Source organism: Pseudoalteromonas sp. P1-16-1b (assembly GCF_001401785.1).
Classification (GTDB): Bacteria; Pseudomonadota; Gammaproteobacteria; order Enterobacterales; family Alteromonadaceae; genus Pseudoalteromonas; species Pseudoalteromonas undina.
Genome location: NZ_LKGQ01000030.1, coordinates 1 through 13,304, shown reverse-complemented (window position 1 = coordinate 13,304; position 13,304 = coordinate 1). Strand labels below are relative to the sequence as shown.

Below are 13,304 nucleotides of genomic sequence, written 5' to 3'. Positions count from 1 at the left end.
TTGCTAATTTGTCGTACTAAGCTATTTATTGATCATAGAGGTGTTAAACTGCGTAACATAATGGAAATAATAATTAATTAGGGTGATCCTTTGAAGTCGCAAAATCTTTTAATGGGCATAACGGCCTTATTTTTATCGGTTAGTTTGCCAGTAACTGGTGCTAGCGTGGTCGTTGAAAATATCGCTATGGAACAAGCCCAACAGCAGGTTCAGGCTGTTGGTAATGCTGAAGCTATCCATTCTGTTATTTTATATCCTGCCGTAGGTGACAAAGTAGCAGCGGTTCATTTTAAACCTGGCGATAAGGTTAAAGAAGGTGATATTTTACTTGAGCTAGATTCACGTAGGCAAAAAGCGGCCCTTGAAGAGGCTAAAATAAAATTAGCAGATAGTCAGCGAACTTTAAAACGTTTAAAACAAAGCCAAGCTAAAGGAGCTGTGCCACAAAGTGATGTAGATGATGCAAAAACCATCGTGGAGCTTGCAAAAGTTACTCTCACTCAAGCCGAAACTGAATTAGAAGACCGCCAAGTCCGTGCCCCTTTTAATGGCACTATGGGGCTGACTGACATTGAAGTGGGTGACAGAATCACAACACAAACAATGATTGCTAGCATCGATGATACCCGCCAGTTATACATTAATTTTAACGCGCCTGAATCAGCGATTGCGATGCTCAGAAATAATGCTAGTGTACGCGTGTTCCCATGGCAATCGCAAGCGCCTGTTGAGGCAGAAATAGCTTATTTAGACTCACGTATAGACCCACAAACTCGTACCTTAAGAGTCAAAGCAAAGTTAAATAACAAAGATCAACAATTCTTACCGGGTATGAGTTTTCGAGTACATATAGAAGTATTAGGTCAACGCTTTGCCGCTATTCCTGAAGCAGCACTACTGTGGGGCGCAACGGGTCCATATGTGTGGACGAGTGTGGATAACAAAGCTACCCGGGTTGATGTGAAAATAGAGCAACGCTTGGCAGGGCGCTTACTCGTATCAGGGGCATTACAGCCAAACGATACGTTAGTTGTTGAAGGCGTTCAGCGCTTGCGAGCCAATCAAGAATTAAGCTTTACTGCACCTATCGCTAGTACGCAGGAGTAGCCATGAAACAGCAACCTATGATGCAAGACTTGCCGTCTATGGCAATTCGCCGCCCTGTACTTATTGTGGTGCTTAATTTATTAATAATTATTGCCGGTATCGCCGCTATAGCTGGCGTAGAAGTGCGAGAGCTTCCTGATGTAGATAGGCCGCGTATTACGGTATCAGCTTCGTTTCCAGGTGGTTCCCCGGAAACCGTCGACACTGAAGTCACCAGCAAACTTGAAGGTGCTGTTGCCCGTGTGAGTGGAGTTAAATCTATTCGTGCACAAAGTGAAGAAGGCAGCTCACGTATTGTGGTTGAATTTAGACCTGGTGTTAACCTGGATGATGCCGCTAATGAAACACGCGAGTCAGTTTCGCGAGTGCAAAGAGAGCTCCCAGAAGAGGTTGAGCGTGTATCTATTATAAAAGCCGATAATGATGCTGAGGCGGTCGTATCACTTACCGTATCAAGTGAGAGTTTATCGTTAGAGGCATTAACCGAGCGAGTTGATGTTGACTTAGCACCACAGTTTTTAACTATTCCCGGTGTTGCTGATGTGCGCTTAAACGGTGATAGAGAGAGAGTGCTTAGAGTACGTATAGATCCGCTTAAGCTCAGTAGCTTTAATTTAACTATTCCCGATGTTGCTGACGTTCTCAGGCAAGCTCCCTTTGATGTGCCTGCAGGAAGTTTAAAATCAAACGATCAGCAAATCATTGTGCGTGCTGATGCTACCTCGGTCACACCAGATCAAGTCGGTGATATTATCATTCGTGGTGATACCCGTATTAGCGATATCGCCGCGGTATATTTTGGCCCAGCCGATCCGCGCTCTATGGTTAGGCTCAATGGTAAACCCGTTATTGGTATGGAAATTATCCGCCAAGCGCAATCTAACACCATAGAAATATCAGATGAAGTTCTAAAGCTTATAGAGGGAATGCGTGAACGCTTTCCTCAGATGGAATTTACCTTAACATCAGATGATGCACAATTTATTAGAAGTTCAGTGGATGAAGTTATTAACTCATTAGTGCTGACAGTGCTGCTAGTTATCATCACTTTATGGGTGTTTATTGGTTCTTGGCGCGCAACCTTGGTGCCCGCATTTGCCATTCCGGTTGCTTTGATTGGCTCGTTAGCACTGATATGGGCACTGGGCTTTTCCATTAATATTTTAACCTTACTCGCATTGGTACTTGCTACAGGTTTAATCGTTGATGATGCGATTGTAGTGAGTGAAAACATTCAACGCCAACGTGGATTAGGGCTAGGCAGGCGTGCCGCAGCGGTTGTTGGCACCCGTGAAGTATTTTTTGCCGTTATAGCCACCACGGCAGTGTTAGCAGCTGTGTTTGTTCCCATCGCTTTTTTACCCTCTACAGCAGGGCGTTTATTCAGAGAGTTTGGCGGTGTTCTTGCCGGTGCTGTGATCATATCAAGCTTTGTTGCGTTATCGTTAGTGCCGGCACTTACCTCTAAGTTAAAGCTTAAGCAAGGCGGTTTTCATCCATTTGCTAAGCTTGGTAACGTACTTGCTAATTTATATACCAAAACAATTCATAAAGTACTCGATCATGCGTGGCTTACCTTTATTGCTTGTTTATTAGTGGCTGGTGGTTCAGGTGCGTTGTATATGAGCTTAGATAACGAGCTATTACCAACAGAAGATCGCGGTAAAATTAGAATATTTGCTCGTGGGCCAGATGGCGTAGGCTTAAACTTTATGGACAGGCAAGCCATTAAAATGGAAGACACTTTGCTGCCTTTCGTCGAAAGCGGTGAAATTGAATCTATTTACACGGTTGTTGGTCAGTGGGATCCTAATATTGTGTTCATCACTGTACCTTTAAAGCACTGGGATGAACGTAACTTTAGTCAACAAGAAATCATCAATAAAATTCGTCAGCCTTTAATGAATATTCCTGGAGCACCCGCATACGCAGGGGGGGCTAATAGTTTAAATTTACGTGGCCAAGGTGGCGGAATCGAAATTGCTTTGCTGGGGCAAGATTACCTTGAAATATTTAAAGCTGCACAGCAGTTTTCAGCAGTTCTTGAAAAAGCAGTACCTGAAGTTGCACCGGTTCGCGTATCGTATCAGCCATCGCAACCACAACTTCGCGTCAATATAGACAGACGACGCGCAGAAGAGCTCGGTGTATCGTTAAGTGATATAGCCATTACTTTAAGAGCTGCCATTAATGGCGACGATATAGCCGATTTAAATATTGGCGATCAGTCAATACCAATTATGTTACAGGCTCAAAATCAAACCATTAATGACCCCAGTGATTTAGCAAATTTATATGTAAGCGCCCGCGATAATCAATTAGTACCGCTCAGTAGTGTCGCTAATATTACAGAGGAAGGCGTAGCTGCAGAGCTTGAGCGCCATGCTCAGCGACGTGCCATAGAATTAAGCATGGAATTACCCGAAGGTTTAACTATTGCCACACTGGTAGAGCAAATAAAACAAGTGTCTGAGCAATCATTACCAGCAGGTATTACCCTAGCGTTTAAAGGGGAAGCTCTGACATTTGAAGAGACCTCAAACGAAGTATTAATGACCTATGTATTGGCATTTTTAATTGTATTTTTAGTATTGGCAGCACAATTTGAAAACGTTAACAGCGCCATTGTGGTGATGATTACTGTGCCATTTGGTATTACATCCGCTATTTTAGCACTGTATTTAACCGGCACATCACTCAATATTTATTCGCAAATTGGTCTGGTAATGCTTATTGGTTTAATCGCTAAAAACGCAATTTTATTGGTCGAGTTTGCTGATCAATTAAGAGATAACGGGCTTAGTGTTCGAAAAGCGGTTGAACAAGCTGCACTGGTACGCCTACGACCCATTACCATGACCTTAATTTCTACTTTATTGGGTGCATTACCGCTTATTATGTCAACAGGTGCGGGCGCTGAGGCGCGCAATGCGATTGGCTGGGTGGTGTTTGGTGGACTAGCATTAGCGGTATTGTTTACGCTTTATTTAACACCGGTGATTTATTTAGGACTTGCACGTTTTACCAGCCCTCGCGGCGATGAGTCAAAACAATTAGCGCAGGAGTTAGAGCAAGTAGATAATTAATCGCTAACTATTTACGTAAATTGGCTATTTTTCTTTGAAAAAATAGCCAATTAGGCTCACAATTCAACTAGATTCACGCCACAAGGATTCCCTATGCAGGCCGAGCAAGTTGAAATAGCCCAATTTTTAGTTGAACATCCCCCATTTGATACGCTTCCTACTGAGGCATTGAACGAATTAGCAATGCAAATAGAGGTTGCTTACTTTCGTGCCGAAACTGATATCCTGCATTTAGGGCAAGATATTAGTGACTTGTATATTATTCGTAGTGGCTCAGTTGAGATTTCACGCCGTAATGGTGAACTCTATAACCGCTTAGCTACAGGCGGTATTTTTGGCCAAATGGGTTTATTGATGAACCGCAAAGTGCGGTTTCCAGCTCGTGCACTTGAAGATACCTTAACGTATTGTATTAATGTTAATACCTTCAACGAATACTGTGATAAATACGAAACCTTTGCCGACTTTTTCGAAGTGGATGGCAACGTACGCTTGCACCAAGCAATAGTAGAGCAAGCCGACAGCAATGATTTAACCACCGCAAAAGTTAAATCATTATTACATCGCGATGTAGTCACTGTTACTACACAAACCCCCATACAAGACGTCGCGTTTTTGATGACACAAGAATCGGTCTCTTCAGTACTTGTTACTGATATAGAAAAACAAATAAGCGACGATCCAGAAGAGGATGACGGTCAAGTCGTCGGGATCATCACAGATAGAGATATCCGTACCAAAGTTGTTGCCCAAGGACTTACGTTTGATACGCCGGCGAAGGAGGTAATGACCTCAGGGTTGGTTTTGCTCGATAGTAACTCTTACGTTTTTGAAGCTGTTTTAGCCATGCTCAGAGATAACTTACATCACTTGCCTGTGGTACATAAAAAGCGACCAATAGGGGTGATATCGCTATCTGATATTTTACGCTATGAATCACAAAGTAGCTTATTGTTAGTACGCGGTATTTTAGCTCAACAATCGGTTGATGACTTAGTTCATTACGCCCGCCAATTACCTAATGTGTTTGTGCGTATGGTAAACGAAGATGCTAATTCGCATATGATAGGGACCGCTATGGCAGTAATAGGACGTACCTTTAAACAGCGCCTATTAGCCCTAGCAGAAGAAAAATTTGGCGAGCCGCCCATTCCTTATTGTTTTATTGCGTTGGGCTCAATGGCACGTGATGAGCAGTTAATTGTAACCGATCAAGATAATGCACTGATTTTAGATAATAGCTTCGATGAGGCATTACACGATGAGTATTTTCAAAACTTATCAGACTTTGTGTGTGATGGCTTAGCTAAGTGTGGCTATACCTATTGTGATGGTGAAATTATGGCCTCGTTTAAAAAATGGCGTATGACCCGCGAACAATGGCAAGAAAAATTTGCTAGCTGGATGGCCGAGCCCAAACCGCAAGCACTGCTCAATAGCTCGATATTTTTTGACTTAGATGGTGTGTGGGGTAAGTTAAAGTGGGCCGATGAGCTTAAAACGCTGGTGGCAAAAGAAAGCAAAGTAAATAAACGCTTTTTAGCTAACCTTGCTGCTAATGCTCGCAATCGAACGCCACCATTGGGATTTTTTAACGGCTTTGTACTTGAGCACAATGGCCAACATAAGCGCTCAATGAACTTAAAACGTCGTGGTACAGCGCCGCTATCTGATGTGGTTCGCGTTCATGCATTAGCGGTCGGTTCACGTAAACAAAATTCGTTTGAGCGCTTAGAGGATATTATCGAGGCTAACTTATTACCCAAAGGCAAAGCACAAGATTTGCGTGATGCATTTGAATATATTGCCACTGTACGTATTCGCCATCAGGCATGGCAGATAGAGCAGGGGGAAGCGCCCGATAATGATTTAGACCCGCATTTACTCTCACCATTTGAGCAAAGTAATTTAAAAGAAGCTTTTGCGATTTTAGAAAAAGCGCAAAGCTTTCTAAAGTTTAGTTATTCTGCTCATTCAGGTGTGAAATAAGTTATGGCTAAATCACCGTTAGATTGGCCACGTCGTTACGAGCAGCTTTTACATAGTGCGCAAAACTCGTTGCTTAAGGAGTTTTATAAGCAGGCATTTACCAATCAGACTGCTCCACTTAAAGATGTACCTTTTGTGGCGCTAGATTTTGAAACAACAGGTCTGGACGCTAATACCGATGATATTGTTAGTGTGGGGTTAGTGCCTTTCAATGTTAATCGTATTTACTGTAAAGAGAGCCACCATTGGGTAGTACAACCACGACGAGATTTGAGTGAAGAGTCGATTGTTATCCATGGTATTACCCACTCAGAAGTGGACGAAGCTCCCGACCTCAATCGAATTTTAGCCCCACTTCTTGATGCACTTAAAGGGAAAGTGGTGGTGGTGCATTATGCCGCCATTGAGCGCCACTTTTTTTATAATGCGCTGCTCACACGTATAAAAGAAGGGATTGAATTTGCTCTAGTCGACACTATGGAAATTGAAAGGCGAGCGCTTAGAGCGCGTCAAGGGCTACTAGGTAGGCTATTTAATACAAAACTAGGCTCATTACGGTTAAGTGATACAAGGGAGCGTTATTCCTTGCCATTGTATCAAAACCATAATGCACTGACTGACGCTTTAGCCACCGCAGAATTACTGCAAGCTCAGCTGAGTTATCATTATCGGTTAGATACGCCACTAAGTGAAATTTGGCTTTAGCGAAACGTTATAAAATATTATAGGAAAAATAGAGTAAAAAAAACGCCGCAATTAGCGGCGTTTTTTAATGTAGGGTGTTATTTAACTGGGCGAGGCTCAGTTCGTAAACCTAAAATTAAGCTTACACACATTAATAGTAAAACAATGGTAAACGGTAGACCGGTTGAAATAGCCCCAGCTTGTAGTGCTTCAATCGCTTGAGTACCACCAATCCAAAGTAATGCAGCAGCAATTGCGCCCTCAACAGTAGCCCAAAAAATACGCTGTGGTACCGGTGCATCAATTTTGCCACCTGCTGTGATTGAATCAATTACAAGTGATCCTGAATCAGAAGAAGTAATAAAGAATACCAGTACTAATACAATAGCAATGAAAGAAAGCACACTCGCCATTGGCATTTCATCAAGCATTTGGAACATCGCCATAGGGACACTTGTTAGACCGTCAGTCCCAAGAGCACCAATACCATTAACTACTTGGTCAATTGCGATGCCACCATAGATAGACATCCACAGGATAGTAACCGCTGTTGGAATAAGTAATACCGCGGTTAAAAATTCACGGATTGTACGACCACGCGAAACACGCGCAATAAACATACCTACAAACGGTGACCATGAAATCCACCAAGCCCAGTAGAATACTGTCCAACCATGCATCCATGTTTCATCTTCACGGCCATGTGGGTTACTCAATGGAATAATGTTCTCTACATACCCCATTACCGTGTTAGGGATATTACCCATAGAGACCGCAAAACCAACTAAACATACAAATACTAGTAATACTAAAGCAATGAGCATATTTACGTTACTAAGTAATTTAACGCCGCCATCAATACCTCTAATAACAGAGACGACTGCTAGTAATGTAACACCTGTAATAACCAGAATTTGTGAACCTACGCCACCTTCAAAACCAAATACATGATTAATACCGGCAGAGGCTTGTTGTGCACCTAGCCCAAGTGACGTTGCTAAACCAAATAAGGTTGCTAATACAGCTAAAATATCAATTATGTGGCCAGGCCACCCCCACGCTTTATCACCTAAAATTGGGTAAAAAATCGAACGAATAGAAAGCGGTAAGCCTTTATTGTAAGTAAAAAATGCTAACGAAAGCGCAACTACAGCATAAATTGCCCAAGGGTGAAGACCCCAATGGAACATAGTTGCACCCATTGCCATTTTCGCGGCTTCTGGTGTGTTAGCTGTTACATTGAGCGGCGTTTCATACCAACCAGTGTAGTATGCAACTGGTTCAGCAACACCCCAGAACATTAAGCCAATACCCATACCTGCAGCAAATAACATTGCCAGCCAAGAAATACGAGAATGCGATGGTTTAGCATCGTCACCGCCTAAGCGGATATTGCCATATGGTGAAAAAATTAAAACTAAACAAAAAATAACAAAGAAGTTGGCTGCCCACATAAATAAGCCGTCAAAATTATTAATAATATCGGTTTTGATACCATTTAGTGTTGTTTTAGCTACTTCGGCATCTGACACTAGTACGGCGATTAAAAAAAGTGCTATTAACCCTGCACTGATCCCGAATACAGGGTTATGTATATCAAATCCCCACTTTTGTACGTTGTCTTGACCTACGGTGTAGTCCGTATTATCAATACTGTACTTGTCATGATTCTCGCTCATGCAATACCTCATTGGTTAATGAAACAGGTTGGCTTAATGCCAGTTTTTTATAGTTCACTGTATTCGTCTTATTAGATTTATAACTAAAGCTAATAACACGAATAGTTAGAAGACTAACTAATTTAATTGCCCATCATACCTTTACTAATAGGGGAGTTAAATATTAAATGCAAAAGATTTAACACTTTGGCAAAACTTTAAGCTACTTTTGTTTTTTTATTGTACATATCTGGCAGCTGAACAAATGATAACTAATGTGTCAGCTAATTATTTTATAGTCGTATATAGCATTGAATGCAAAGCTAAGTGAATGAATATTCGGCCTAATCAGACAAGTAAATAACTAAAAAAACGCTATTGAATACGTAAAAAACTAAGTCAGCGTTTTAAAATCACTATTCATTTATTAAATGATTTTTTAATGACATTTTAACTATGTTTTTATGATTTGGGATAATGAGCTAGATAGATATTTTTCATGAGGTTAATGAAAAAGCGAGATTGAAATAGTTTTTATAAAAAGCGACTAAATCTTACTGTTTAAACTAAATTGGTCAAAGGTTTATCTCACCTTTGAGATTTAATTTATAAAAATGGCAAAGAAACGCTGCGCTTGTAAAGAAGTGACAAACAACAGTGATTAAACATAAATGATTAAATTGAATGGTTTTGATTTCTCATTCACTTCTTTTAGTGGAATAAAATTTTCAAGAAATTATTCACAAAGACAGCGAAGAAAAGCTGCAGTTTTTAACCTGCAGCGTAGATAGGGGGGTAACTATTTTTTATATGCTTCATTGTGAACGCCAGCGGCGCGTCCAGATGGATCCGCATTGTTTTGAAATGATGCATCCCACGCCAGTGCTTCGGGGGTTGAACATGCTACTGATTTACCATGTGGTACACAGTTAGCAGAGGCATCGCCCGGGAAGTGCGATTCAAAAATACGGCGGTAAAAATACGCTTCTTTTGAATCTGGCGTGTTAATTGGGTATTTAAATTTAGCATTCGCTAGTTCTTGATCTGTTACTTGCTCATTTACAAATTCTTTTAAGGTGTCTATCCAGCTGTAGCCAACACCATCAGAGAATTGTTCTTTTTGACGCCATAACACTTCGTCTGGAAGGTAGCCGTCGAAGCCAGCACGCAAAATATGTTTTTCAATTTTTCCGTCTTTACACATTTTAGCTTCTGGGTTGATGCGCATGGCCACATCAACGAACTCTTTATCTAAAAATGGCACGCGTGCTTCAACACCCCAGGCAGCCATTGATTTATTAGCACGTAAACAATCAAACATATGCAGTTTTGATACTTTACGGTTTAGCTCTTCATGAAACTCTTGTGCATTGGGTGCTTTATGAAAATATAAATAACCACCAAATAATTCATCGGCTCCTTCACCTGAAAGCACCATTTTAATGCCCATAGCTTTGATTTGGCGTGCCATTAAGTACATAGGGGTTGAGGCACGAATAGTAGTTACATCATAGGTTTCAATGTGATAAATCACTTCTTTAAGAGCATCAATACCTTGTTGAATAGTAAAAATAATAGGGTGGTGAATAGTGCCTATCATATCAGCCACTTTTTGCGCTGCAGCTAAATCGGGTGAGCCTTCTAAACCCACTGAAAACGAATGCAGTTTAGGCCACCAAGCATCACTTTCATCGTTGTCTTCAATACGTTTTGCGGCAAAATGTTGAGTAATACCTGAAATAACCGACGAATCTAATCCACCAGATAGTAATACACCGTAGGGTACGTCACACATTAGTTGGCGTTTTACCGCGGCTTCTAGAGCATCTTTTACATCTTCTGCCTTGGCATCGTTGTTCTTCACTGCGTCGTAGCTTTGCCAATCACGTTGGTAGTAAGGTGTTAATTTACCGTCTTTGCTGTAAAGGTAATGCCCCGGTGGGAACTCCTCAATATGTTTACAAATAGGTGAAAGCGCTTTTAGCTCTGATGCTACATAAAAGTTGCCATGCTCGTCGTGGCCTGTATACAGTGGAATAATACCAATGTGGTCGCGACCAATTAGGTAAGCGTCTTGCTCTTCATCATATAAACAAAAGGCAAAAATACCATTTAAGTCATCTAAAAATGCAGGCCCTTTTTGTTTATACAGGGCTAAAATAACTTCACAATCTGACTGGGTTTGAAAATCAAACTCGACCTCTAAACTCGCGGCAAGCTCTTTGTGGTTATAAATTTCGCCATTTACCGCTAAAATATGCGTTTTTTCTGGGTTGTATAATGGTTGCGCACCGCTTGATACGCCAACTATTGCTAAGCGTTCGTGCACTAAAATTGCTTTGTCTGATGAATACACCCCTGACCAATCAGGCCCGCGGTGGCGAAGCAGTTTGGACATTTCGATTGCCTGAGCGCGTAACTGGCTGGGATCCGATTTAATATCGAGTACGCCGAATATTGAACACATAATTTTTCCTCATTCCTATTAAGTGCCTACGATAGCGAGTTTGCTAAAGACTAACCTTGTTTTATCAGAAATAAATACCTAAGTCACATGGCTTTTTTAAAATAATAAGAATAATTTATGCACTAAATAAATTGGCGTTGCACCAATGTGGTGATATTGGCAAGGAGATTAAAATGCAATGTGCAATTTTTAATTTAAAATTACGTTAAAGTTAAATTAAATTGCAACAATTAGTTTGCCTTGCACCAAGAAAGTGCAAAGCGAAAAATAAATAAATAGCGGTTGAGTTACTCAGTGAGTGAGCGTGAGTGCACTATTAATTAATCCCAGTAGCGGCTTAAACTCAGCTTAAGTTGTGCTAGGTGAGCATCGAGCTTATTTTTTGCAGCATTTGCTTGCTCAAGTGATACAAATTCAAAGGTGATTGGATCAGCAGTTCTAAATTGTGCAAACTGATGTAAGTCGGCTTCTATCACATGCGCTATTAAAGGATAACCCCCCGTTGTTTGCCCGTCATTTAATAACACTATAGGATTGCCATCAGGTGGAAGCTGTATGCTCCCAGGTGCTACGGCTACAGAGGGCAATGAAAGTGTATGTTGCATAATATCAGCATTTTTATGATCTAAGCGCACCCCCATACGATTACTATTTGGATTAATAGTAAATGCGGTATCACAAAAAGCATTAATGCACTCGGGTGTTAGTAGCTCATAATGAGGACCAACATGTAAACGGATAATATTACGTTTAGGTGGGGTAAGAGCGCCCTTATTACATAACCATGGTTTAGTATAAGGACTTATGGCTAGCACGTCGCCGCTTTGCAGTGCACGGCCATTAAAGCCTCCAATGGCTGCCCCTAAATCGGTAGATTTAGAACCCATAACCTCTGGGCATTCAATACCGCCTTTTACTGCAATATAAGCACGGGAGCCACCACGGCCAGTTGCAAATTTAAGTGTTTGCATTGCTTTTATTGGGTAACTCCAGCCTGGATAAAGTGGGTGTCCATCAAGGGTTGCTTTGAGGTCGGCTCCATGAAGGGCAATAACGGTATCACACTGAAATTGCAGTTCGCATAAACCCACGGTTAATTCCAGCACGGCAGCGTTGTCGGTGTTATTTAATAAACGGTTCGCAATAATGTGTGCATAGGTATCAAGGCTGCCTGAGCGGCTTACCCCTAAATGTCGAAAACCCACACGGCCTAAATCTTGGATTGTTAGTTGAATACCGCTCTTGATTACTTTAATCATTGCTTACTCCTTTTACAGGCACAAACTCTATGGTATCGCCAGGTTTAAATAAGCAAGGATTAGCCGCTTTAGAATCAAATAAGCAGGCATCAGTGTGAGCTATAATATGCCAACCACCTGGCGAATCTTCAGGGTAAATACCAGTTTGGTCTGCTCCAATAGCAATTGCGCCTTTAGGTACACTCACTCGCGGGTTATCGCGCCTTGGGGTAAATAACCGTGAGTTGAGCCCATGTAAATAAGGAAAACCGGGAACAAAGCCTAAAAATAGAACGTGATATAACTCTTTACTATGTAAGTTAATCACTTCATCAATTGTGAGTTGATGATAGTTAGCTACGTAATCTAAATCTTCACCTTGGTAGTAGGTATTAATTTGGTGGTGCTGGCTATCAAACGGGTAATCATCCACTTCCTCCCATAACTTAGCTAAGGTGTTGTGCCATTTATGGAGCATTTCTGAAGACTTTAAATACAAAGTTAATGAGTTCATAGCCGGTACTAAATCAATAAACTCATTACTATTTTTACAGTGTTGGGCGAGTGCCCAAAGCTTTTTTTGCGTCGCAAGTATGTGTGGTTCGCTGTAGTGAGAAACATCAAAAAGCAGGCTAGAGTTCGTTAAAATTTTTATACTAGGAATCATGCTCATACCGATAACTCATTAATATTAATTACATTTAAGCTATCACAGTCGCTGTACTATTACGATATTAATAGACAAGCTCGGATCGAATAAACTTCCTCATTCGTAAAGTTTTGTTGTGTGTGAAATTAATTGTTGAGTTCACAGGTCTGCTTTAGGGTCTGTTGACCTTTGCGGATTAAAATTGTTCAAACTAGGAGCGGTTTAATCGCGGCGCGAGTTTTGTAACCTAGTGGGCTAAGTAAAAACCGAGCAAAGCTTCCGCGTCCTGCTCACGCCCCTTACCTACATCCATGTAGGCAACAAAGGGTAAATCGCTCCTAGGCAGAACCCTTCGGGCAGCGCCTGTTTGGCATTGATGCTGCGTTATCGCCTATTTATGGGGAATAACCACACCACATAGGCTCT

8 protein-coding genes are annotated in these 13,304 nt (G+C 41.3%); 4 read left to right on the top strand and 4 right to left on the bottom strand.

From position 1 onward, the window contains the following. The first annotated feature begins 111 nt into the window (after positions 1-111). From AN392_RS16430 to AN392_RS16415, 4 genes are all read left to right on the top strand, one after another. Entirely contained in the window at positions 112-1,107 is a 996-nt protein-coding gene (locus tag AN392_RS16430; RefSeq protein ID WP_055013297.1) for an efflux RND transporter periplasmic adaptor subunit, read from the top strand. A gap of 2 nt (positions 1,108-1,109) precedes the next feature. Further along, a complete protein-coding gene (locus tag AN392_RS16425; RefSeq protein WP_055013296.1) occupies positions 1,110-4,193 on the top strand; it encodes an efflux RND transporter permease subunit in 3,084 nt (1,027 codons plus the stop codon). A gap of 93 nt (positions 4,194-4,286) precedes the next feature. Then, positions 4,287-6,182, top strand: a complete 1,896-nt coding sequence (locus AN392_RS16420; RefSeq protein ID WP_054200884.1) for a DUF294 nucleotidyltransferase-like domain-containing protein — start codon at positions 4,287-4,289, stop codon at positions 6,180-6,182. Positions 6,183-6,185: 3 nt separating this feature from the next. Continuing rightward, positions 6,186-6,887 carry a 3'-5' exonuclease gene (locus AN392_RS16415; protein WP_054200885.1) on the top strand — a complete coding sequence of 234 codons (702 nt, stop codon included), beginning with the start codon at positions 6,186-6,188 and terminating at the stop codon, positions 6,885-6,887. Between the two features lie 77 nt (positions 6,888-6,964). On the opposite strand, the gene AN392_RS16410 is transcribed toward AN392_RS16415, so the two are convergent. The 4 genes from AN392_RS16410 to pxpB all read right to left on the bottom strand — a co-directional run bounded on the left by AN392_RS16410 (position 6,965) and on the right by pxpB (position 12,902). Then, positions 6,965-8,545, bottom strand: coding sequence for a BCCT family transporter (locus AN392_RS16410; RefSeq protein ID WP_010389940.1), 1,581 nt, complete (start codon positions 8,543-8,545; stop codon positions 6,965-6,967). A 778-nt stretch (positions 8,546-9,323) separates the two neighbouring features. Next, a complete protein-coding gene (asnB, locus tag AN392_RS16405; protein WP_055013295.1) occupies positions 9,324-10,991 on the bottom strand; it encodes an asparagine synthase B in 1,668 nt (555 codons plus the stop codon). 320 nt (positions 10,992-11,311) lie between these two features. Further along, positions 11,312-12,250 carry a biotin-dependent carboxyltransferase family protein gene (locus AN392_RS16400; protein ID WP_055013294.1) on the bottom strand — a complete coding sequence of 313 codons (939 nt, stop codon included), beginning with the start codon at positions 12,248-12,250 and terminating at the stop codon, positions 11,312-11,314. Continuing rightward, entirely contained in the window at positions 12,243-12,902 is a 660-nt protein-coding gene (pxpB, locus tag AN392_RS16395) for a 5-oxoprolinase subunit PxpB (protein WP_055013293.1), read from the bottom strand. Before pxpB ends, AN392_RS16400 begins: the two co-directional genes overlap by 8 nt. Positions 12,903-13,304: the final 402 nt, after the last annotated feature.

Excerpts from the sequence above, each read along its gene's own strand:
- AN392_RS16430 (WP_055013297.1), top strand. The coding sequence starts at position 112 with ATGGGCATAACGGCCTTATTTTTATCGGTTAGTTTGCCAGTAACTGGT.
- AN392_RS16425 (WP_055013296.1), top strand. The coding sequence starts at position 1,110 with ATGAAACAGCAACCTATGATGCAAGACTTGCCGTCTATGGCAATTCGC.
- AN392_RS16420 (WP_054200884.1), top strand. The coding sequence starts at position 4,287 with ATGCAGGCCGAGCAAGTTGAAATAGCCCAATTTTTAGTTGAACATCCC.
- AN392_RS16415 (WP_054200885.1), top strand. The coding sequence starts at position 6,186 with ATGGCTAAATCACCGTTAGATTGGCCACGTCGTTACGAGCAGCTTTTA.
- AN392_RS16410 (WP_010389940.1), bottom strand. The coding sequence starts at position 8,545 with ATGAGCGAGAATCATGACAAGTACAGTATTGATAATACGGACTACACC.
- asnB (WP_055013295.1), bottom strand. The coding sequence starts at position 10,991 with ATGTGTTCAATATTCGGCGTACTCGATATTAAATCGGATCCCAGCCAG.
- AN392_RS16400 (WP_055013294.1), bottom strand. The coding sequence starts at position 12,250 with ATGATTAAAGTAATCAAGAGCGGTATTCAACTAACAATCCAAGATTTA.
- pxpB (WP_055013293.1), bottom strand. The coding sequence starts at position 12,902 with ATGAGCATGATTCCTAGTATAAAAATTTTAACGAACTCTAGCCTGCTT.